The following is a 21,127-nucleotide window of genomic DNA, read 5'->3' as shown; positions in this document are numbered from 1 at the left end:
GTTCAACCTTTTACATAAAAGATTAAACAAGAAAGGCTCCGATTCTGGATAATAACATCCGCTTATCCGCTAACGTTCCCACCCATAAAAACCTTCGGCTATCAGGAACCGGTCCAGGGCTGCACCCGTTGTGACCCCATGAAACGCTTTCGAACCATCATGATATTTACTGCATTTATATTGACTGGATTAGTGGTAGCAACGCTGCTTTTTATGCAACAAAGCACCTTCGGCCGCAATCCAGCCGAGACCCGATTAGACCGAATCAAACACTCCCCGAACTACAAGGATGGTTCATTTCAGAATCTGGAACCAACCGAAGTGATGCGCGAAGATGCGTCGTATGCGGGGCTGATGCGTGATTTCTTTCAAAAAGATAAAAATAACATTCCACCCCTGCCTCTTCCGTCCATTAAAACAGATCTGAAAGCTTTGGGGGACTCAACACCAACAATCGTCTGGTTTGGCCATTCATCCTACCTGATCAAATCAAAAGGCGTGACCCTTCTGGTCGATCCTGTATTCAGCGGCCATGCGTCGCCCGTATCGTTTTTCGGCAAGTCGTTTCCGGGAACGGATGTATATAGCGTCGACGACATGCCTGCTATTGATTATCTGGTTCTTTCCCACGACCACTACGATCACCTCGATTATGAGACCGTTACGAAATTGATTCCTAAAGTCAAGAAATTCTACACCGCTTTAGGTGTGGGTGCCCACCTCGAACGCTGGGGTGTTCCGGCCGATCGGATCGTGGAATTTGATTGGTGGGAACATCAGCCCGTTGCACCCGGTATTGACCTGACAGCCACCCCTGCCCGGCATTTTTCGGGCCGCAGTTTTGCACGAGGAAAAACCCTATGGACTTCCTTCGTGCTGAACCTTCACGGCTACAAACTATTTCTGGGGGGCGATTCAGGCTACGGCAAACATTTTCAGACCATTGGCGATCAGTACGGCCCGTTCGATCTGGCTATTCTCGAATGCGGGCAGTATGGTAAAGACTGGCCAAACATCCATATGATGCCCGAAGAAGTCATTACTGCTGCCCAGGATCTACGGGCAAGAACTTTACTCCCTGTGCACTGGGCCAAATTTTCCCTAGCCATGCACGCCTGGAACGAACCCATTGAACGGCTACTCAAAAAAGCGGACAAAGAAGGTTTCGACGTAACAACCCCCAAGATTGGTGAACCCGTTGTGTTGAACGCGTCCTACCCAAGAGCCGTGTGGTGGAATTTCTAATACAGAAAATTGGGTAAAACGGCACTGGCGTATGTTTTTTGACCTGAAATCTCGTTCTTTGACAGGTCAATCGTTTTATACGCAACTGTCCCTTTATGCAATCGCCTACCCGTCGTGAATTTATTCGAACAGCCGCCCTTACGGGCGCAGCAACCTCTGTTTTTCCAACTATTTTAACAAATGCCGAGTCTCGTTCGGATAAATCAGCTGATCCAAAAGTTCGGCTGGCGTTTATCGGTGTTGGTGCACGAGGACGCAGTCATGTTGACCAGGCGCTCTTCCGCGATGATGTTGAGATAACGGCTATTTGCGATCCTGCCCCCGAAGCAATCAGCCGCACCAATGCGATGATCGAAAAAAAGGGGCGGAAACTCCCGGTCGCTTATACAAAAGGGGATGAGGCTTTTCGGGAGATGCTTAAACGCGACGATATTGACGGGGTTGTCATTGCGACACCCTGGGAATGGCACGTTCCGATGGCCGTAGCCACCATGCAGGCGGGCAAATACGCGGGCGTGGAAGTATCAGCGACGGTAACGCTCAAAGAGTCCTGGGATTTAGTTAATACATTCGAGAAAACGGGTTCGCATTGCATGATTCTGGAGAATGTCTGCTACCGACGCGATGTGCTGTCGGTGCTGAACATGATTCGGAAGGGCATGTTTGGCGAAATGACCTACGCGCATTGCGGTTATCAGCACGATTTACGAAACATCAAATTCAACGATGGCAAATCCATTGGGGGCGTTGGTGCCGAGTTTGGCGCAAAAGGATACTCAGAAGCTCACTGGCGGACCCAGCACTCGGTTGATCGTAATGGCGATATTTACCCTACCCATGGACTCGGCCCAGTAGCTCATTGGCTCGATATTAACCGGGGTAACCGCTTTACCCACCTGACCAGTACAGCCACTAAAAGCCGGGGCCTTCACAAATACGTTGTCGACAAAGGGGGACCGGACCATCCGAACGCCAAGGTTAACTTTAAGCTGGGCGATGTGGTAACTACAGTAGTTCAGTGTGCCAATGGTGAGAATATCGTTATCATTCACGACACAAACTCTCCTCGCCCCTACTCGCTTGGTTTCCGGGCGCAGGGTACAAATGGCATCTGGATGGACGACAACGATATGATTTACCTGGAAGGTGTCAGCCCGAAAGCCCATAGCTGGGAGCCATTTGCCCCCTATCAGGAAAAATATGATCACCCACTCTGGAAACGCCACGCCCAAACCGCCGAAAACGCAGGTCACGGTGGCATCGACTTTTTTGTACTTCGGGCCTTCATTGAGTCAATAAAAGCGAAGACCGCTCCACCTATAGATGTATATGACGCAGCAGTCTGGAGTGCCATTAGCCCATTGTCAGAACAGAGTATAGCTGGGGGTAGCAAACCCATTGAAATTCCTGATTTCACCCGTGGAAAGTGGAAAACCAACAAGCCGATTTTTGGTCTCGGCGACAACTATTAAAGCGTAGTTGACGATAAGTCAATTTCTCTTTATAATTTGTAAAAAATTTTAAAAATCAGTTCCCCTACCTGCTCTAACTTACGAATTAATCGATGACACCTACTGCCCCGCCTAAAACCCAGAGTTACGTTGGCCCACTACTTATTATTGGTACTCTCTTTTTTGTTTTTGGCTTCATGACATGGCTCAATAGTGTACTGATTGCTTTTTTTAAGCAGGCATTCAGCTTAAGCACTGTAGGGTCCAATCTAGTTACCTTCGCGTTTTTCATTTCGTATACGCTGATGGCTATTCCATCGTCAGCTTTATTGAAACGCACTGGCTTTAAAAATGGCATGTCAATAGGACTGGTCGTTATGGCTCTTGGTACTATCGTTTTCATACCAGCTGCTCAAGCTGTTTCATACCCGCTTTTTCTGGGTGGCCTATTCCTGATTGGCATTGGTCTCACCGTCTTGCAAACCGCGTCAAATCCCTACGCAACGATTCTTGGCCCGCGAGAGAGTGCTGCCCAGCGCATTAGCATTATGGGTGTTTCTAATAAACTGGCTGGCATATTCAGTCAGCTTATTTTTGGTGGATTGTTATTAACAGGTTCCAACACTATTTCCGGGGCAGTAGCGCTGGAGAAATTAGTTATACCATACACTATTCTAACGGGTATTCTAGTCATGTTAGCAATTCTGATTCGGTACTCGAACATGCCAGAGGTGTCGGAAGAACAGGACGATGCCCCTGCTGAGTTAACACAACGTACTAGTATTTGGCAGTTCCCAAACTTGGTCCTGGGTGTTCTGACGCTATTTTGTTATGTAGGGGCTGAAGTCATAGCAGGCGACACAATTATCAACTATGGCTTGGCCATTGGCTTCTCCAATGACGAGGCCAAACATTTTACCACATATACGCTCTATGGCTTACTAGCGGGGTATATACTTGGCATCGTGGCTATTCCCCGATTTATATCACAACAAATGGCGCTTCGCATTGGATCAATTCTGGCTTTGATTCTAACAACAGGTGCTATTCTAACTAGTGGCTTTACTTCCATAATGTGTGTTGCCCTGCTGGGTTTTGCAATTTCGCCGATATGGCCCGCTATATGGCCATTAGCTTTGAATCAACTTGGCAAATTCACCAAGCTTGGCTCAGCTCTACTAATTATGGGAGTTTCGGGTGGCGCTTTGCTACCCTTGCTACATGGCTATCTCACCGACGCAGTTAGCCCTAAAATGGCGTACGGATTACTGCTGCCGCTATTTGGCTTTATTCTGTACTACGCTACCGTAGGCTACAAAAAGTCGAGTTGGTAATGTTATTTAACCTTGAGCAGCTACGTCTAGCTGTTGAAAAAGGCAATATCAACTGGAGAAAACATACCCTTCAGCGATTAGCAGAACGTAATATTCTTCAACGTGATGTTCTGCAAATACTGCATTCGGGTGAGGTAATTAGATCTTACATTGATGATCGACCTTTTCCAAGCATATTAATGTTTGGATGGATACATGCCCGGCCTTTACATACAGTAGTTTCTTATGATAGTGTAGAGGAGATGGTGTATATCATTACAGTTTACGAGCCATCACTTGAGGTGTTTGAGTCAGATTATAAGACAAAGAAGCAATGACAACATCTAAGATTTGCCCTATGTGTGGAGGTCACAAAGAAGCTGGTCGTACTACCTATAGTGTTGATTCGGGAGACGGATTAGTTGTTGTTCGTCATGTTCCAGCTATGATTTGCAATCAATGCGGAGAAGAATGGATCGATAATCAAACAGCGCAACAACTAGAAAATATTGTTCTGGAAGCGCGCCAGAAAAAACATCAATTAGAAGTATTGTCGCTTTGAGTTTGTCAACAATCATATCTCCTACCGAAATAGAGGAGCAAACCGTATCAACACCCGGACGCATCTGTCTCTTTGGTGAACATCAGGATTACTTAGGGCTGCCAGTTATTGCAGCTGCCATCTCGCGCCGAATTCAGATAAAGGCGTGCCAATCTGAGCAAACTGGCTTTCGGCTGAACCTTCCCGATATTGGTGAATCGGTTAGTATTCCGTTTGATGGGCAACCGCTTCCCTATCCGCAAATCCGTGATTATTTCCGATCGGCAGTTAATGTTTTGCTTCGGGAAGGCTTCTCCTTTTCAAAAGGAATTGAGGGCGAAGTACATGGGAATATTCCCATAAACTCCGGTACATCAAGTTCATCAGCCTTATTAGTTACCTGGCTCAATGTGCTTGCTCTCTTAGCAGATAAGCCCCGGCAGCTTTCTCAGGAGAAGTTGGCAGAACTGGCCTACGTAGCCGAAGTCCTGGAATTTGGTGAACCGGGTGGTATGATGGATCATTATTCTACTGCCGTTGGGCATGTGATTTACCTGGAATCGCAACCGAAAATTCGGCTTGAAAAACTTAGTCCAGCCTTAGGCACGTTTGTTCTGGGCGACTCGCAGGAACCCAAAGATACAATTGGCATTCTGAAGCGGGTGAAGTACGGCATGCTCGATATAGTAGCAAAATTAAAGGCTATCAACCCGACTTTTTCGTTGTTTGAGTCCGAGATTACCGAAGTTGTTGAGTTCAAAGACGTTTTGAGCAAAGACGACTACATTCTGCTCAAAGGCAATATTGAGAACCGAGATATTCTGCGCGATGCACTGACCGTTTTGAAATCTCCCACGGGTCTTGATCACGTACGATTCGGTCAGCTTCTGACCAACCACCAAACCAATCTACGCGAAGCCCAACGCATTAGCACACCTAAAATTGACCGTATGCTCGATGCAGCTCTGAACGCGGGTGCTCTCGGCGGAAAAATTAACGGTTCGGGAGGGGGAGGCTGTATGTTTGTTTATGCACCCAATGAGCCCGAAAAAGTTGCGGAAGCCATTGAGCGGGAAGGCGGAAAAGCCTACGTCATTTCAGTTGATGCCGGAACAACTGTTGAGCGTTGAGCTTGCTATACTACGCTATTACAAACATTACTGCTGGCTGTTCGCGGCACGTTGTGCAGGAAACCAGGAAGTGAGTACGGTCATCAGGACAACGAGAATACCGGTCAGGATAATGTCCCGAGTATCAAGACGTACTGGGTAGGCATCAATAATTGAACTGACCGTTCCCATCCGAATAAATCCGTATTTCTCTTGCGCTAAACAAATCAATACGCCCAGTACCAGTCCGGTAATTGCTCCTGTTAACGCTATAATCGCTCCTTCGGTCAGGAAAATCCGCCGAATCATGTTCCTTGTTGCCCCAAGAGCGAACAAAATCCGAATGTCAGCTTTTTTCTCAATCACCAACATGGATAGCGAAAAGAAGATATTGATCGAAGCCACCAGAATGATAAACGAAAGCGTTAGACCTACGAATAATTTTTCGACGTAAATAGCCCGATAGAGATCTACGTTCAAGTCATCGCGGGTTTGCACACTTAGTTTATCGCCAACTACGTTCTGCAACGCTTGCTTAACCAACTGTTCGTTGGCACCGGGCTGAAGTTGTAGTTCAAGGCTTGTTACTTCCTCTGGTTTATAACTAAATAACGAACGGGCTACCGTCAGGGGAACCAAAACAAAATTATCGTAGCGCGATTCAATGAAAAATACACCCGCTACCGTTAGGGATTCCCGATTAAAGGCGTCGGGGTTTAATACGCTAAAACTTTGTCCGCTTTGGGGATACAGAATTTCCAGTGGTGTCAGAATATCAACTGGCGAAATACTCAAGTCTGTGCGCACCCCATCCGCCACAATAGCATAGTTGATACCATTCTGACGTAACAACAGTTTCCCTTCCAGCAAAGCCGAGTCGAGCTGCTCGCGCTGAAGGTAATTGTCATCCACCCCTTTAAGCTTCACAACGGTTGTGCCATTCGCATAGCGACCGAGCGCATTATCTTGTGCTACAGACGTCAGAAAATGCACACCCGGTACTTTCTGCAAACGGGTTACTAAGGCAGGGGGAGCCAGGAACCGCTTACCTTGTTTGGCCGATATGGTCATATCGGCCTCAAACGTTTTAAATACTTCCCGATTCAACTCTTCCATACCGTTTAAGACTGATAGTACCACAACCAGCGCCATTGTACCAATGCCTACACCGAGCATCGACAGAATAGACAACCAGCTAATGAAACTACGTTTCTTACGGGAGAAAAAATACCGACGGGCAATCCAGGCAGGAAGATTCATAAGTAGTAGAAAGTAGAGTAACTGAAATAAGTGAAGTAAGTTGGTTAGAGTGCGCTTAAACGTACTCCACCCATTCACTTACTACACAACTTCACCAATTACTCATCCTCATCTTCCGCTGGTGCGGGTGGGATTTCCAGGCCAGAGAAGAGTTTATCCATTTTATCAGCGTATTCGGCCGTGTCATCTAAATAAAAATTCAGCTCGGGTACAATGCGGAGTTGATGACGAACACGCTCACCAAGATGCTGTCGTAGCACTTTTCCTTTTTCCTGAATAGTTTCCAGCAAAAGCTGTTTATTCTTAGTAGCCAGAAAACTCAGGTAAACCCGGGCTACGCTCAAATCGGGCGAAACGCGCACGCTGGTAACGGTTATAAAGGCTCCGTTGAATAAATGCGGCACATCGCGCTGAAAAATTTCACTCAAATCTCTCTGCAATTGCCGGGCTACTTTCTGCTGTCGTTTCGATTCCATACTACTCGGTACTTAAACTATTTTGCAAATATCCACCCATTTTTCCGTTCTGCCGAAATTGACTGTAATTTTACAGGCAGGAAGTTAGTAAGTTAATGAGTTAGTAAGTCGGTAAGTCGGTAAGTCGGTAAGTGGCTGACGCACGTTTTTGCTTTCGCTGGTGTGGTCAGCTACTTACCAACTTACTGACTTATCGACTTACTAACTCATTACGATCTTGCTTCGTTTTTTTCAATCGTATTTTCCTTACCAATACGTCAGCTTACTCGGGCTTCTGCTGGTAATTCGGTTGCCACTCCTGCTGCATCCATTCCCTCTGCTAATACCTGAACTGAACTGGATGATTGTGGGCGAGCAGATTAATCAGGGGAATTTGCTCTATCGCGACATTTGGGATAGTATTAGCCCACTTTCAGCGCTGGTTTATTGGGGAATCGATGGACTGTTTGGCCGGTCGCCATTGGCATTACACGGGACTGCACTGTTGGTATCGGTATTCCAGATCGTTTATTTCAACTATCTGGCCAACAACCGCGATCTCTACCCCGACCGCTCATTCTGGCCGGGGCTGATATACATGCTGTTCATGCATATTTCATTCGATTGCCTGACGCTTTCTCCCGTACTCATGTCGACCAGCTTTTTGCTCCTGGCCTTTGGTACGCTCATCCGACAGATGGATCGGCGGGGGGCTACCGACGAAGTATTTGAAGTAGGCTTTTATATTGGTATCGCTGCGTTATTCTATTTACCCTCGGCCTTGTTCATTATCTGGGCTACGTTGTCGTTGCTTTTTTATACGGGAGCTACTTTTCGACAGTATTCGCTTTCGTTATTTGGATTCCTGTTTCCATTTGCCGCCACAGTCCTGTTCTATTACCTCTACGATAGCCTCGACGATTTCAATCGAAACCTGCTCTCGTCGGTATTCCGGGTACGGCAGTACTCCTTATCTGATTTTCAATCGCTGCTGGCTTCGTTACTGATTCCATTGGGACTGGGCGTTTTAGGCTTCCTAAGTCTGCTCAATCGAGGAGGCAGGTATGTAAATTTTCAGCAGCGGATACAGCAGATTATGGCCATCTGGTTTGTCATTGCCGTATTAACAATTGGGTTGATGCCCTTTCTGGCGCCGATGGTTTTTTTGAGCTTTGTGCCTCCTATGGCTTACTTTACCTATTTTTATTTTGAGGGTATCCGTAGAGCCTGGCTCGCGGAGATGACCTTTCTGACTGCGGTTATACTGATTCTGCTGTTATTTTATCAAGGCGCATTGGGGCTCATACCGGGGGGCGAACTAGGTCGGCTGAGTAGCTTACAGGTTCAGCCATCACCTCTCCCCGATGACATCAAGAACCGACATGTATTAATTATCGGTGAAGACCTGAGTGCTTACCGGCAAAACAAGTTGGCGACTCCGTACCTCAACTGGGATTTGGCAAAATACGATCTAAAAAATTTAGACAATTACGAAGCCGTCATTAACGTATTCGACCATTTCCGAAAAGATCCACCCGACTATATTGTAGATCGAGAAAATGTAGTGGGGAAATTATTTCAGCGCGCTCCTGGTTTAGCAACGCAGTACGAAAAAACAGCGGTTGCAGACGTGTACAAACGAAAATGATGTACGATCTACGAATTACGATCTACGATTTGTTGCTGACGCAGGAAAAAAAATCGTAATTCGTAGATCGTACATCGAAAATCATTATGCCTTCCTACACATTTACCAATAAACGAACAAATCTGTACATCTTTCTGAGCGCCGTGTTTCTAACCAATGCGCTCATCGCCGAAATCATTGGCGTTAAAATCTTTTCGGTCGAAGCACTACTGGGCACCAAACCGGCGCAAATCCATCTCTTTGGCGACTTTATACTCGATTTTAACCTCACAGCAGGGGCCGTTATCTGGCCGTTTGTATTTATCACCTCCGATATTATCAACGAATATTTTGGTAAAGCGGGTGTTCGGCGAATTTCGTTTCTGACGGCCGGTTTCGTGGGGTATAGTTTCCTGATTATTTATGCCGTTACAACGCTTCCACCCGCTCAGTTCTGGCTTGATGTAAACGCCAAAGACGCGGCCGGAAACGCAATCAATATCAATAATGCGTTTCAGATGATCTTTCGGCAGGGGCTGGGGATTATCATTGGTTCGCTGACGGCCTTCCTGATCGGGCAAATCCTGGATGTATACGTATTTCATTCACTCCGAAAAATTACAGGTAGCCGAAAAATATGGCTTCGGGCAACTGGCTCAACATTAGTATCGCAGTTGGTCGATTCATTTGTGGTGCTAGGCATTGCCTTTTATATTTTCGGGAACTGGTCACTGACCCAGGTACTGGCAGTCGGTATTATCAACTACATCTACAAAGCCACATCGGCCATTGTATTAACACCGCTGCTCTACGTAGCCCACCATTTTATTGATCGCTACCTGGGTAAAGAGCACGCCGAAGAACTAGCCAATGAGTCGGCCATGAGCTCATTTATGTAGGCCTCACTAATTTCAACTATCCACCCAAACCATCATTTATGTAAAAAAACAGGCTAATCATCTAATCTTGTGAGAACGTTTTTCGTCTTGAGTTGCTTTTGGTTAATTAGTAAAACGACTAGTGCACAAACGATTACACGGGGGCCCTACCTGCAATCGGGAGCCCAAACCGCGGTTTCCATCCGTTGGCGAACCGATGTGCCAACCGTAGGACGAGTTGCTTACGGCTTATCATCGGATAACCTCTCTGCAAATGTTAGCGAATCAACCAGTACCACTGAGCATGAGATTCGTCTGTCTGGTTTAACACCTGATAGCCACTATTTCTACAGCGTGGGCACCACTACCCAAGTACTCCAGCAAGGAAACGACAACTACTTCCTTACGGCTCCTCTCAACAATACGAAGCGCAAAATCCGGGTAGCCTCCTTCGGCGACAGTGGGATGAATCCCAACAACAACCAGACAAACGTTCGGGATGCGTTTCTCAATTTTCGGGGCAATACGCCAACGGACCTCTGGATGCTGATTGGTGATAATTCCTATGATGGGGATGATCCGGCCTATCAAACGAATTTCTTCGAGCCGTATCAAACTAATATGATGAAAAATACGATGCTGTTTGCCGTGCCGGGGAACCACGATTACAACAATAGTGCAGCACTGGCAGCATCACATAATATTCCGTATTTCTCGATTTTCAGTTTACCTACTAATGCCGAAGCAGGTGGTGTGCCGTCAGGAACCAAAGAGTGGTATTCCTTTGATTATGGGCCCATTCATTTTATCATGCTGGATGGTTTTGGTACCCGAAACGTTAACGGCACCGAAAGGCGTTTTTTTGCCGATACCGTTAACCATCCACAAGTTGCCTGGTTAAAACAGGATCTGGCGGCAACTACCCAAAAATGGAAAATCGTTTACCAGCATTTTCCCCCTTACAGCCATGGAGCCCACAACTCGGATACTGATCCTGACCTAATTGCTGTTCGCCAGTTTATCAATCCCATTCTCGAACAGTATGGGGTCGATCTTGTCATGCTTGGCCACAGTCATAATTATGAGCGCTCATACCCAATTCATGACCAGTACGGCCCTTCCAGTGATTTTACGTCAAATCCAGATGCATACCGCTTTCAGAAAGATAACAGCACCGGACGATATGATGGGTCAGCCAACTCCTGTCTCTACAAGAGTAGCTCGGCGAAAAAGAAACAGGGAACCGTTTATGTAGTGGCTGGTTCGGCCGGTGCACTGGGCTACAATCCATACGTTGGCCCCCACCCTGTCATGGTCTCTACAGAACGGTTGGCAGGCGGTTCATTTTATTTTGACGTTGAAGATAATCGACTGGATGCTAAGTTTATACAGCCTAACCCGCCCTCATCTTACTCCATCAGCGACCAGTTTACTATTATGAAAGATGTGGGCCTGGCTCAAACCCTGACGGTACCTATCGGGCAGTCAATCACGCTTACGGCATCCTACATCAGCGACTACCAGTGGAGCAGTCCCACAAACGGAGGGTTTTCAGCATCGAGCCGTTCGGTAGTTGTCAATCCAGCGCCTGGCATCACTAGTACTTATGTTGTACACGATAGTAAACATTGCGTGCAGGATGTATTCACCGTGATTAGTGCGGGGTCTATGTTCACCCTCAAGTCGGGCAACTGGAATGACCCCGCGATCTGGTCTGGCAATCGGGTACCGACTGGCAGCGATGCACTTCAATTGAAACACATCGTGAGCATTCCTACGAATACGCAAGTTCATGCGCAAAAGGTTACCTACGATCCAGGCATTAAGTTGCAGCTTGGAGCTCAGGCTAAGTTATACCTGGCTAATTGAACACGACACAGCCTTCATTTTCGTTGACTTCTCCACGCTCTTTTTCAATATCGGCCACCGATTTTCCGCCGATTTAGCGTGTGGTTGTCATCTATGATTGGCAGTTTAAGAGGTCGGCTTGTCAGACCTGTGGTATCGGTTAATGATTGTATAAAAGCAACCAACGACTTTTGCTCGGGTAAAGTTAGGTCGAGTGGTTTATCGGCTAGTGTTTGCCCATTGAGCTGAATACCGATTCCCCGGCCCCCACCCCGGTTATAAAAATCAATAACCTGATCCAGGGTGCGGTAAACGCCATTATGCATGTAAGGGGCAGTGAGGGCACTATTTCGAACGGTGGGCGTCTTAAACGCAAATCGCTGAATATCCTTCTGGTATGTACTGAATTTTCCCGGATCTGAGTCGATTTGGGCGTTTTTCGTTTGCCGACGCTGGGGCACACCAATGATTTCGCTTTCCGTTTTCTCATAATGGGGTGGTACAAACCCGTTATAGATCGGGAAGAAATGACAGGTTGCACAACGAGCTTTCCCCAGAAACAGATTGAATCCTAATCGCTCATCGGCTGATAAATCGGCAGATTCCCCTCGTAGATAGCGGTCTGGACGAGCGTTCAGGCTCGTCAGGCTACGTATGTAACACGCCAATGCGTTACGCACATTAGGAGCAGTTAGGCCGCTTGGGAAAGCCTCCGAAAACAGTTTTTTATATTCGCTGCTACCCGACAATTTATGGATCACTTCATCGGGCGATGTACGCATCTCATGGGCATTTTTCAGTACATCATGGGCCTGATCTTCAAGATAAAACACCCTCGAATCATAAAACTGAACCGTTTGCAAACCCGCATTCAGCAGCGTAGGCGCATTCCGTAGCACTGATCTACGTCCTTTAAACGCCCTACTTTTAGCTCGTCCATCGGTAAAAGCCCGTTCCGGCTGGTGGCAGGAAGCACAACTTCGGGCATTATTGCCCGATAATAGGGGATCAAAGAACAGAACTTTTCCTAAGGCCACCTTGTGGGAAGTACTGCTAAAATCGCCAAAGTTGATCAGGTAATCAGGGCGAAACGCGCCGGAATCCGACAGTGTGGCCACGGTTGGCGATAAAAATCGTCCACTGGCCGTTGACGCAATACCGAGCGATTGACGAGCCAGTTGTAACGTCCGGCAAAGTGGGTAGAGTTGATTCCGACTAAAGGCAACCCGATCGAACCGGTCAAAATCGGGAGCCGCTTCTATAGCCTGAATGGCTCCAGTCCAGCGTTGTTCTAACTGAGTCGCTAAGGGTTCAGGAAGCTTTTCGGCATACGGTCGAAACGTTTCTCGAAGAGTTTTCAGCGTACTGATCGCTTCGGGTAATCCGGTCTGGACTTCAGGTGAGTCGTAGCCCGTTATACCTAATACCTGTAGCCTGAAGAGTTCCTGTCGTATGGCATCCAGTATATCTACATCCGTTATCCGACCGGTGGGTATTCCCTGCTCCAGTCGGCCTGAGTACGATAGCAGGAACCCGATCTCCCGAATTAAGCTGTCTTTTTGAGTGGAGTTGTAAGTCGGAAATAAATACGGCTCCACCACTTGTAGGCCAGTGGGTTTACGGAGAACCTGTCCGGGTTCGTGTTCCTCAACCTCTACTACCGGTGGGCCATTAACACGGCTCGCCAAAACCGGCTGAAAGTATTCCAACAGCCATTCAATCCGCTTATAGGCTAATCGACTCCGTTTGAAAGCAGCCCGGAGGGAATCTGCAGGAACATCACGCTGTACATACTCAGCCAATTGCTGCACCTGCCCATGAAATCGGGCTTTATCTATCAGAAACTGGTTGTATACCCGCTCACCTTCAGGCGGTTCCGCCTGCGGGAGAAATGCCGCAGTTGCCACCACCACGAAAAGCAAAGCCAGTAGCCGATACATAAGTACTTCTATTTCAAGAAGGCAAAGATCATCCCTACCCTTTGTAAGTAAACTCTTAACGGCTGTTTACTGCCCGGAATTGACCCGCCGGATGTTATCCAGTAAAACAGCTGTGGCAATTCCGACGTTTAAGGATTCAGCATCGCCATAGCGAGGAATCGTTACCCGCTGCGTAATAAATGACGCTAGTTCGGAGCGAATCCCGTTCGATTCGTTACCCATTACCAAATAACCCGACTTGCCGAAGGCCAATGTATGCACATCGTCGCCATCTAAAAACGCACCATAAACCGCTAATGAGTTACTCCTTTGTTGCCCAGATTGCCTTAAGACCTGCACAACATCGCCATACCACCACTGCACCCGGGTGAAGGAGCCCTTGCTGGCCGAAATAACTTTGGGGTTGTAGACATCGGCTGTGGTTTCGGAGCAAAGAATTTTTCGGACACCGTACCAGTCAGCAATGCGCAAAATGGTGCCCAGATTACCAGGGTCCCGGATATCGTCTAAAATTAAGGCAATCTCACCTGGTTCGGCCAATAGTGGGCGGTTCTCTTTCGTTCTGACCACAGCAAGTGCCGCGTTGTTGCTTTCGAGGGTACCAGCCCGTTCTAGATCAGTCACCGATGCAATTTCAACCGGTGTTCGTTGGAGGTCTGTTAAGTGAGCGTTTTCTTTGTAGAATGCTTCGGTTGCAACAACAAGTTCAATCTGGAAATCAGACTGTAGAACTTCCTGAACACTCTTGGCACCTTCGACCAAAAAGGCACCCTGCTGTTGCCGGTGTTTTTTCTGGTGCAGCGACTGAATATATTTAAGTTGATTTTTAGAAAGCATGGTTTTTATAATGAATAATGTAAAATGGATAATTGAGAATGGTAGGCGCTCACATCGTCGTCATCATTATTCATTTTACATTATTCATTGTGCATTGATTTTCTCCTTATCTGGTTGCCTGAGTTCTAAGAAATTACGTACGAATGAGTACATTCTGACAGCTCAGACCGTACGTGGAAACCGCGCGATTCCAACAGAGTCTCTGGAGAGCCTGATTCCTCAGAAACCGAACCGCCGGATTCTGGCCCTGCCTATTACACCCCCGCTCTGGTTTTATCAGCTTGGCTTAAGTCGATACAACCGTGAAGAGGCTTTACGGGCGTTGCAGGCCAAAACTAACGAATTTGAACAGCAAAGCCAGCAATTGGCTGATCAGCCCCAAGCACTTAAAAAACTAAATCGAAAGTATGGCCGTAAATTGAAACACCTCCGCCTGAAGGCCGAAGAAGGAAACTGGCTTATGCGTAACCTTGGCGAGCCCCCTTCCTATTTTGCGGAGAGCGATGCGAAAGCTAATGCAACAAAAATGCAGAAGTATTTGGCCGATAAAGGATTTTTCAATGCAAAAACGGCTTATTCGCTTGATACACTACGCAGACGACAGATTCGGGTGAATTACCTGATTACAGAAAACGAAGGATTTTACCTTCGGAATATCACCTACTCCATTGCCGATCCGCGGGTCGACTCCATTGTTCGGCAATCGTTCGACAAGTCCAGGCTTCAAACGGGCGAACGATTCGATTTTGACAACATGGCAGGTGAGCGGGTTCGGATCGAGTCGTTATTACGGGATCAAGGGTACTTTACCTTTTCGCGACAGTATATCCGGGCTACCGATGTCGATACGATCCGGCGCGGGAACGATCGGCGCTTTTACGACAAACTCGAACCCGGCGATTCAACCCGGCGCAATGTAGATATAGCCCTGCAAATTGTAAATCCTCCGGGAAAATCGGCCCACCCGATCTATCATATTGGCGATGTGGAAGTGCGTATTAGTCCCGATATCGATGCATCGGGGGCGTCTTTTGTGCAAGGTGTAGCCACTGCTCTTGACACGGTGCGTCGTAACGGTATTACGTATCTGCTGGGCGGTCGGGATATTTCAGCGCGATTGCTAGACTCGAAAATTCACATCCGTCAGGGTGAATTGTATAGTCAGACCAATTACCGGGAAACACAGCGGCAACTGTTTTTACTAAACCAATTCAAATTTGTCAACCTCAATTTTACGGATACCACCAGAAGACAACTGCGCACGCTCATTACGGCCAGCCCCCTGGATAAATATGAGGCTACCGCCGAAGGAGGCTTGACGGGCTTACTCTATCAAGGACAAAGCTATCCAGGTGGCTTTGGTAGCCTGGTTTTCCGGGTGCGCAACATGTTTGGCGGTCTGGAAACCTTCGAAACATCGGTACGCTATGGGATTGAAGCACAGACCGGTTTCGTGAACGATCCCAATAATCCGGGTAGAGCTGTTTATTCATCCCAGGAACTAGGCATCAGTAGTTCACTGATTTTTCCGCAAATCTTGTTTCCGGGCGCTCTTCGATTTCGATTTAACCCATATGCTCCCCGGACACAAGTCAGTTTGAGTTTCAATAATACATTTCGGCCCGATTTCCGGCGATCGCTCCTGCGGGCTACCATGGCCTATAATTGGCAAACTACGCCTGCGAAACAGTTTAGCTTTTTAATTGCCGATATTAACCTGATTAATGCGGGACCTGGCAATAGTAAAATAATCAGTGATGTATTTCAGGCCCAACTCGACTCGCTACGCAAGCAGGGCAGTACCGTTTATTTAAGCTTTCGTCGATCAATAAGCTCAAGTTTCAGCTTTGCCTACACGTATAACACAAATACACCAGGGCAGAATCGACGCGCTAATTTTCTACGGGCAGTGGTTGAATCGGGTGGTACAACCTTAAATTTCTTTACCGATTCACAGTTACGCAAGTTTTTTAACACAACCGACTCCACCGGTTTACAATTCTACAAATACCTGCGTTTCAACGTCGATTACCGCCATTATATTCCTCTTCGAACGCGCATTACGCTGGCCTTTCGGGTCAATACAGGCCTGGTGTACGGCTATGGCTCAAACAGGACAGCCCCATATGAAAAATTATTTTTTGCGGGCGGCAGCAATAGTATTCGGGCGTGGCTTCCGCGCCGATTGGGCCCTGGTTCTGCCTGGCCACAAACAGCTGATGGAAAGCCTGTATTTAATCCTGATTACAAGGATCAAGAACAATTCTTGTACACCGTTGAGAAACCAGGCGATATGATTATTGAGGGTTCCGCCGAGCTTCGTGGGCGATTATTTCATCTTGGTGCCGATGTAAATGGAGCCATTTTTGTAGATGCGGGCAACGTCTGGACAATTAGTAATAATGCCAATCGTCCTAGTACCGCCTTCGCTTTAAATACGTTCATTCCACAAATTGCAGTTGGTACCGGCGTAGGCCTACGCTTCGATTTCTCCTTTTTTGTTATCCGCTTCGACGGTGGGATTAAAGTATGGGACCCTGCCCGTCAATATTTCAGTGAGGTAGACGGAAAAATAGTTGACAAGCGATTCATCCTACCCGAATTCTCTCTCAGTAAATTATCGAGTGGCCCCAATCCCCTGGTCATCAACTTTGGCATTGGCTATCCGTTCTAAGCATTACCCATATATACCCATACATAAACGAATGATTGCTACGTATTTCAAAGACGACGACCCTCAGGATGAGCGGCTCGTTTACTATGGCTTTACCTCATCAGGACCGGCACACTTACCTACAGATAGTCCCATTGGCCGCTGGAATGGAAACTTTGGTGTAGTCGTTACAGCTGATCTCCAAATCAATGATTACATAGGTAACGCCACCGCCTGTTGGGCCTATGCCGATAAAGTTACCATGATCCCGGCCTTGTTTGCCTGATGGCCCCAGCTCTATTTCCAATCTGATCGTTTAAGAGAATTTAACGGCAAATCCTGCCAAAATGACAGCATAATCGGGGCTTTCTTCGTAATTTTGTGAAAATAGTCGTGGGTCGATAGCCCTAATTGGGTATTGGCTCACGACTGTTGACTATCAACTGACGAATAATAATGACGCTCATCCCCGAATTAACCATACTTCAACCGGCTGACAAGGAACAGATTGACCTCCCACGTACTTCTGAAGAGGAATTGGCAGTTGGTAAAAAGCGGCTATATATTGAAAGTTACGGCTGCCAGATGAATTTCGCCGATAGCGAAATCGTTGCGGCTGTAATGCGAAATGCAGGTTTTGCAACGACTTCATCGGCAGAAGAGGCCGATGTGATTTTTTTGAATACCTGCGCCATTCGTGATAATGCCGAGCAGAAAGTTCGCCATCGACTCAAACACTTAACGGGTCTTAAACGGCAGAAACCCGAACTCCTCGTCGGAATGTTGGGCTGTATGGCTGAGCGCCTGAAAACCAAGCTTTTGGAAGAAGAAAAAGTGGTCGACATTGTGGCCGGTCCTGATGCATACCGCGACATTCCGAAACTGGTTGAAGAAGCCGAATCGGGCCAGAAAGCAGTAAACGTTTTTCTGTCACGTGAGGAAACCTACGCCGACATTTCGCCTATCCGCTTGAATTCCAATGGTGTAACCGCCTTTGTTTCCATCATGCGCGGTTGCGACAATATGTGCAGTTTCTGCGTGGTGCCGTTCACCCGTGGCCGCGAACGTAGCCGCGACCCATACAGCATTGTCCGCGAAGCGCAGGATCTCTTTGACCGGGGCTATCGTGAAGTGACACTGCTCGGCCAGAATGTGGATAGTTATAAATGGGTATTAGGAGCGGGGAGTGAGGAGCGAGAAGTAGAACCTGCGCCAGAAACTCCTCACCGCCGGGCGGCCCCGTCCTCGCTCCTCGCTCCTACTACTACGTTCGCGCACCTCCTCGAAATGGTGGCGCTGATCCATCCTGACCTGCGGGTACGGTTCTCAACGTCGCACCCCAAAGACATTACGGATGATGTGCTACACACGATGGCGCGTTATGATAACATCTGTAACTATATCCACCTGCCCGCTCAGAGCGGTAACAGTCGGGTACTGAAACTGATGAACCGGACGTATGATCGGCCCTGGTACATTGGAAAAATTGACCGTATCCGGGAGATTTTAGGCGAAGGCTGCGGCATTTCAACGGATATGATTTCGGGCTTTTGTACCGAAACAGAAGACGAACATCAGGAATCGTTATCGCTGATGGATTACGTTCACTATGATTATGCCTATATGTTCGCCTATTCTGAACGGCCGGGCACGCTAGCTGCGAAGAAATACGCTGATGACATTCCGGAAGACGTAAAAAAACGGCGACTGAATGAGATCATCGCCCGGCAGTTATCGCACTCAGCCGAACGTAACCAACGCCACATTGGGCAGGTACAGCGCGTTCTGATCGAAGGTACATCCAAACGTTCCGACGACTTTTTATGTGGCCGGAATGACCAGAACAAAATGGTCGTGTTCCCAAAAGGAAATCATCAAAAAGGTGAATATGTCAACGTACTAGTCACCGAATGCACCTCCGCAACGCTGCGGGGACAAGTCGTTAATGAATAATGTACAATGAATAATGTATAATGGCCTGAAGCCGCAATTTCCTATACATTATTCATTCTACATTATCCATTATTCATTAAAAAGATGAATCAACAGGAAATTCAAAGCGTTAAACAGCGCTTCGGTATAATTGGTAATGCACCTGCGCTTAACTACGCAATCAACGTAGCTATGCAGGTAGCTGCTACCGACCTGACCGTGCTCATTACGGGCGAAAGTGGCAGTGGGAAAGAATCATTTTCCAAGATTATCCACAGCCTGAGTGCCCGAAAACACGGTCAGTTTATTGCCATCAACTGCGGAGCTATTCCCGAAGGTACCATTGACTCGGAGCTGTTTGGGCACGAAAAAGGCTCATTTACAGGCGCTGTTGACTCCCGAAAAGGCTATTTCGAAACCACCAATGGCGGTACGATCTTTTTAGATGAAATTGGCGAAATGCCACTTGGTACGCAAGCCCGACTCTTGCGTGTCCTCGAAAATGGCGAGTTCATCCGCGTGGGCTCTTCCAAGACTCAGAAAACCGATGTGCGGGTTGTAGCGGCTACCAATGTCAATCTGATGGATGCGGTAGAAAAAGGAAAGTTCCGAGAAGATTTATACTACCGGCTAAACACCGTTCCCATTTTCGTCCCCCCCCTGCGCGAACGCGGCACCGACATCGAACTCCTGTTTCGCAAGTTTACATCCGACTTTGCCGAACGCTACCGCATTAATCCATTGCAGTTAACCGACGGAGCCAAGCAAACCTTGGTGGCGTATCCGTTTCCAGGTAACATCCGGCAGTTGAAGAATATTGCCGAGCAGATATCCATTCTTGAATCGGAACAGAATAAACCGATTGACGCCGAAACACTGGCAAAGTACCTGCCTACATCCCAGCAACCCAACCGAACGCTGGCCCTGTTCCCACAAGCTCATGGGTCAACTGCCGAAAATTTTTCGGAACGCGAACTGCTCTACAAAGTGCTGTTTGATATGCGCCGGGACGTAAATGACCTCAAAAAACTAGTTCGTGATGTTCTCGGTAATGAACAGGACGGGCGGCAGATTCTACACAATCATAAAGACCTCTTCGATTCAATTTCGCCCGATAGTGACCTTCGCCCGTCGACGGATATAGGCGTAACCCGATTTCTGCCAGCTACCAATGGCTCTATTCGTCCAGAGAATCCACCGCCTTCTGAAACCTACGGAAGTCATCCACCCGTGCAAATTTTCGACGATGTAGATGGTGACGTCAATGAAGTGACGGAGGTAGAAGACGTAACCCACGAAACTGAGGAAGACGACTCGCTTTCACTCGAACGACAGGAAAAAGAAATGATCCTAAAAGCCCTTCGGCGTAATAACAACAAGCGTAAATACGCAGCTCAGGCACTTGGCATCTCCGAACGGACGTTATACCGGAAAATCAAACAATATGAAATTGATGAAGAGTAAAGTAGTAATGAATAATGTACAATGGATAATGGATAATTGTTTAGGGCGCCCTATTCTCCTTACATTATTCATTATCCATTGTACATTATTCATTTCCTCCTGTGGAGTGTATTCTTTTACAGGTACAACGCTTAATCCAGCCATAAAAACGGTTACAGTAAATAACTTTGTACTGGCAACAGCAGGTGGTCCGGCCAACCTGCCCCTAACCTTTAATGAGAAATTAAAGGAATATTACCAGCGCTATACCAACCTTAAGGTGGTACCGGCCAACGGCGATATGGTGCTGGAAGGCAATATTACAGGTTATGATCTACTGGCCGTAGCGCCAACTGCCCAGGATCAGGCTGGGGTTAACCGACTGCAGATCACGGTATTGGCCCGATTTTATAACAATAAAGACGAAAGTAAGAACTTCGAGCAATCATTTTCATTTTATCAGGATTTCCCACAAGGCCAGACACTCAGTCAAAACGAAAGCCGGTTAGTCCCAAAAATTCTGGATCAGATCGTACTCGATATATTTAATAAAACTGCCGCCGACTGGTGAAAAGATTTACGAGCTACGAATTAC

General features: G+C 47.3%; 18 protein-coding genes. 14 read left to right on the top strand and 4 right to left on the bottom strand.

The window, feature by feature from the left end; translation table 11 throughout:
• Window positions 1–138: 138 nt before the first annotated feature.
• The 6 genes from EXU85_RS11055 to EXU85_RS11030 all read left to right on the top strand — a co-directional run bounded on the left by EXU85_RS11055 (window position 139) and on the right by EXU85_RS11030 (window position 5,680).
• Window positions 139–1,245, top strand: a complete 1,107-nt coding sequence (locus EXU85_RS11055) for an MBL fold metallo-hydrolase (protein ID WP_142772137.1) — start codon at window positions 139–141, stop codon at window positions 1,243–1,245.
• Window positions 1,246–1,340: 95 nt separating this feature from the next.
• Window positions 1,341–2,717, top strand: coding sequence for a Gfo/Idh/MocA family protein (locus EXU85_RS11050; protein ID WP_142772136.1), 1,377 nt, complete (start codon window positions 1,341–1,343; stop codon window positions 2,715–2,717).
• A 92-nt stretch (window positions 2,718–2,809) separates the two neighbouring features.
• Window positions 2,810–4,030 carry a sugar MFS transporter gene (locus tag EXU85_RS11045; protein ID WP_142772135.1) on the top strand — a complete coding sequence of 407 codons (1,221 nt, stop codon included), beginning with the start codon at window positions 2,810–2,812 and terminating at the stop codon, window positions 4,028–4,030.
• On the top strand, window positions 4,030–4,347 hold the full coding sequence (locus tag EXU85_RS11040) for a DUF4258 domain-containing protein (RefSeq protein WP_142772134.1): 318 nt from the start codon (window positions 4,030–4,032) through the stop codon (window positions 4,345–4,347). Before EXU85_RS11045 ends, EXU85_RS11040 begins: the two co-directional genes overlap by 1 nt.
• Window positions 4,344–4,571 carry a type II toxin-antitoxin system MqsA family antitoxin gene (locus EXU85_RS11035; RefSeq protein WP_246859516.1) on the top strand — a complete coding sequence of 76 codons (228 nt, stop codon included), beginning with the start codon at window positions 4,344–4,346 and terminating at the stop codon, window positions 4,569–4,571. The genes EXU85_RS11040 and EXU85_RS11035 overlap by 4 nt, the downstream gene beginning before the upstream one ends.
• 2 nt (window positions 4,572–4,573) lie before the next feature.
• Window positions 4,574–5,680, top strand: coding sequence for a mevalonate kinase (locus tag EXU85_RS11030; protein WP_246859515.1), 1,107 nt, complete (start codon window positions 4,574–4,576; stop codon window positions 5,678–5,680).
• A 27-nt stretch (window positions 5,681–5,707) separates the two neighbouring features.
• Here the strand turns inward: EXU85_RS11030 and EXU85_RS11025 are convergent, their stop codons facing one another.
• Together EXU85_RS11025 and rbfA are read right to left on the bottom strand one after the other, a co-directional pair.
• The gene (locus EXU85_RS11025) at window positions 5,708–6,919 is read right to left on the bottom strand and encodes an FtsX-like permease family protein (protein WP_142772133.1); all 1,212 of its coding nucleotides are present in this window, start codon (window positions 6,917–6,919) and stop codon (window positions 5,708–5,710) included.
• A 98-nt stretch (window positions 6,920–7,017) separates the two neighbouring features.
• Window positions 7,018–7,395, bottom strand: coding sequence for a 30S ribosome-binding factor RbfA (rbfA, locus tag EXU85_RS11020; RefSeq protein ID WP_142772132.1), 378 nt, complete (start codon window positions 7,393–7,395; stop codon window positions 7,018–7,020).
• 217 nt (window positions 7,396–7,612) lie between these two features.
• Between rbfA and EXU85_RS11015 the strand changes: the two genes are divergently transcribed.
• The 3 genes from EXU85_RS11015 (at window position 7,613) to EXU85_RS11005 (ending at window position 11,748) form a co-directional block, all read left to right on the top strand.
• Complete coding sequence (locus tag EXU85_RS11015) at window positions 7,613–9,022, top strand: hypothetical protein (protein ID WP_142772131.1); 1,410 nt, start codon at window positions 7,613–7,615, stop codon at window positions 9,020–9,022.
• 86 nt (window positions 9,023–9,108) lie between these two features.
• Window positions 9,109–9,900 (top strand): queuosine precursor transporter, encoded by a 792-nt coding sequence (locus EXU85_RS11010; protein WP_142772130.1) that lies wholly within the window; start codon window positions 9,109–9,111, stop codon window positions 9,898–9,900.
• Window positions 9,901–9,969: 69 nt separating this feature from the next.
• On the top strand, window positions 9,970–11,748 hold the full coding sequence (locus EXU85_RS11005) for a metallophosphoesterase family protein (RefSeq protein ID WP_142772129.1): 1,779 nt from the start codon (window positions 9,970–9,972) through the stop codon (window positions 11,746–11,748).
• 44 nt (window positions 11,749–11,792) lie between these two features.
• Here the strand turns inward: EXU85_RS11005 and EXU85_RS11000 are convergent, their stop codons facing one another.
• Both EXU85_RS11000 and EXU85_RS10995 read right to left on the bottom strand, forming a co-directional pair.
• Window positions 11,793–13,667, bottom strand: a complete 1,875-nt coding sequence (locus EXU85_RS11000; protein ID WP_142772128.1) for a cytochrome-c peroxidase — start codon at window positions 13,665–13,667, stop codon at window positions 11,793–11,795.
• Window positions 13,668–13,733: 66 nt separating this feature from the next.
• Window positions 13,734–14,504 (bottom strand): RNA methyltransferase, encoded by a 771-nt coding sequence (locus EXU85_RS10995; protein ID WP_142772127.1) that lies wholly within the window; start codon window positions 14,502–14,504, stop codon window positions 13,734–13,736.
• A gap of 10 nt (window positions 14,505–14,514) precedes the next feature.
• Here EXU85_RS10995 and EXU85_RS10990 point away from each other — a divergent pair, with 10 nt between their 5' ends.
• From EXU85_RS10990 to lptE, 5 genes are all read left to right on the top strand, one after another.
• Window positions 14,515–17,178: a BamA/TamA family outer membrane protein gene (locus EXU85_RS10990; RefSeq protein ID WP_142772126.1), complete on the top strand. Its 2,664-nt coding sequence runs from the start codon at window positions 14,515–14,517 to the stop codon at window positions 17,176–17,178.
• A 31-nt stretch (window positions 17,179–17,209) separates the two neighbouring features.
• Window positions 17,210–17,443, top strand: a complete 234-nt coding sequence (locus EXU85_RS10985; RefSeq protein ID WP_142772125.1) for a hypothetical protein — start codon at window positions 17,210–17,212, stop codon at window positions 17,441–17,443.
• Window positions 17,444–17,613: 170 nt separating this feature from the next.
• Window positions 17,614–19,110 carry a MiaB/RimO family radical SAM methylthiotransferase gene (locus tag EXU85_RS10980; protein ID WP_142772124.1) on the top strand — a complete coding sequence of 499 codons (1,497 nt, stop codon included), beginning with the start codon at window positions 17,614–17,616 and terminating at the stop codon, window positions 19,108–19,110.
• Window positions 19,111–19,194: 84 nt separating this feature from the next.
• Entirely contained in the window at window positions 19,195–20,553 is a 1,359-nt protein-coding gene (locus EXU85_RS10975; protein WP_142772123.1) for a sigma-54-dependent Fis family transcriptional regulator, read from the top strand.
• 106 nt (window positions 20,554–20,659) lie between these two features.
• Window positions 20,660–21,103 (top strand): LPS assembly lipoprotein LptE, encoded by a 444-nt coding sequence (lptE, locus tag EXU85_RS10970; RefSeq protein ID WP_371731997.1) that lies wholly within the window; start codon window positions 20,660–20,662, stop codon window positions 21,101–21,103.
• Window positions 21,104–21,127 lie beyond the last annotated feature (24 nt).

It is taken from the genome of Spirosoma sp. KCTC 42546 (genome assembly GCF_006965485.1).
Classification (GTDB): Bacteria; Bacteroidota; Bacteroidia; order Cytophagales; family Spirosomataceae; genus Spirosoma.
The sequence above is the reverse complement of the archived record's forward strand: the minus strand, read 5'-3'. Positions and strand labels throughout refer to the sequence as shown.

What these genes read in the sequence shown, in the direction of transcription:
- EXU85_RS10990 (WP_142772126.1), top strand. Translation starts at nt 14,515, where the DNA reads ATGAATAATGTAAAATGGATAATTGAGAATGGTAGGCGCTCACATCGT.
- EXU85_RS11055 (WP_142772137.1), top strand. Translation starts at nt 139, where the DNA reads ATGAAACGCTTTCGAACCATCATGATATTTACTGCATTTATATTGACT.
- EXU85_RS11025 (WP_142772133.1), bottom strand. Translation starts at nt 6,919, where the DNA reads ATGAATCTTCCTGCCTGGATTGCCCGTCGGTATTTTTTCTCCCGTAAG.
- EXU85_RS10985 (WP_142772125.1), top strand. Translation starts at nt 17,210, where the DNA reads ATGATTGCTACGTATTTCAAAGACGACGACCCTCAGGATGAGCGGCTC.
- EXU85_RS11010 (WP_142772130.1), top strand. Translation starts at nt 9,109, where the DNA reads ATGCCTTCCTACACATTTACCAATAAACGAACAAATCTGTACATCTTT.
- EXU85_RS10980 (WP_142772124.1), top strand. Translation starts at nt 17,614, where the DNA reads ATGACGCTCATCCCCGAATTAACCATACTTCAACCGGCTGACAAGGAA.
- EXU85_RS11040 (WP_142772134.1), top strand. Translation starts at nt 4,030, where the DNA reads ATGTTATTTAACCTTGAGCAGCTACGTCTAGCTGTTGAAAAAGGCAAT.
- EXU85_RS10975 (WP_142772123.1), top strand. Translation starts at nt 19,195, where the DNA reads ATGAATCAACAGGAAATTCAAAGCGTTAAACAGCGCTTCGGTATAATT.
- rbfA (WP_142772132.1), bottom strand. Translation starts at nt 7,395, where the DNA reads ATGGAATCGAAACGACAGCAGAAAGTAGCCCGGCAATTGCAGAGAGAT.
- EXU85_RS11035 (WP_246859516.1), top strand. Translation starts at nt 4,344, where the DNA reads ATGACAACATCTAAGATTTGCCCTATGTGTGGAGGTCACAAAGAAGCT.
- EXU85_RS10995 (WP_142772127.1), bottom strand. Translation starts at nt 14,504, where the DNA reads ATGCTTTCTAAAAATCAACTTAAATATATTCAGTCGCTGCACCAGAAA.
- EXU85_RS11000 (WP_142772128.1), bottom strand. Translation starts at nt 13,667, where the DNA reads ATGTATCGGCTACTGGCTTTGCTTTTCGTGGTGGTGGCAACTGCGGCA.
- EXU85_RS11045 (WP_142772135.1), top strand. Translation starts at nt 2,810, where the DNA reads ATGACACCTACTGCCCCGCCTAAAACCCAGAGTTACGTTGGCCCACTA.
- EXU85_RS11050 (WP_142772136.1), top strand. Translation starts at nt 1,341, where the DNA reads ATGCAATCGCCTACCCGTCGTGAATTTATTCGAACAGCCGCCCTTACG.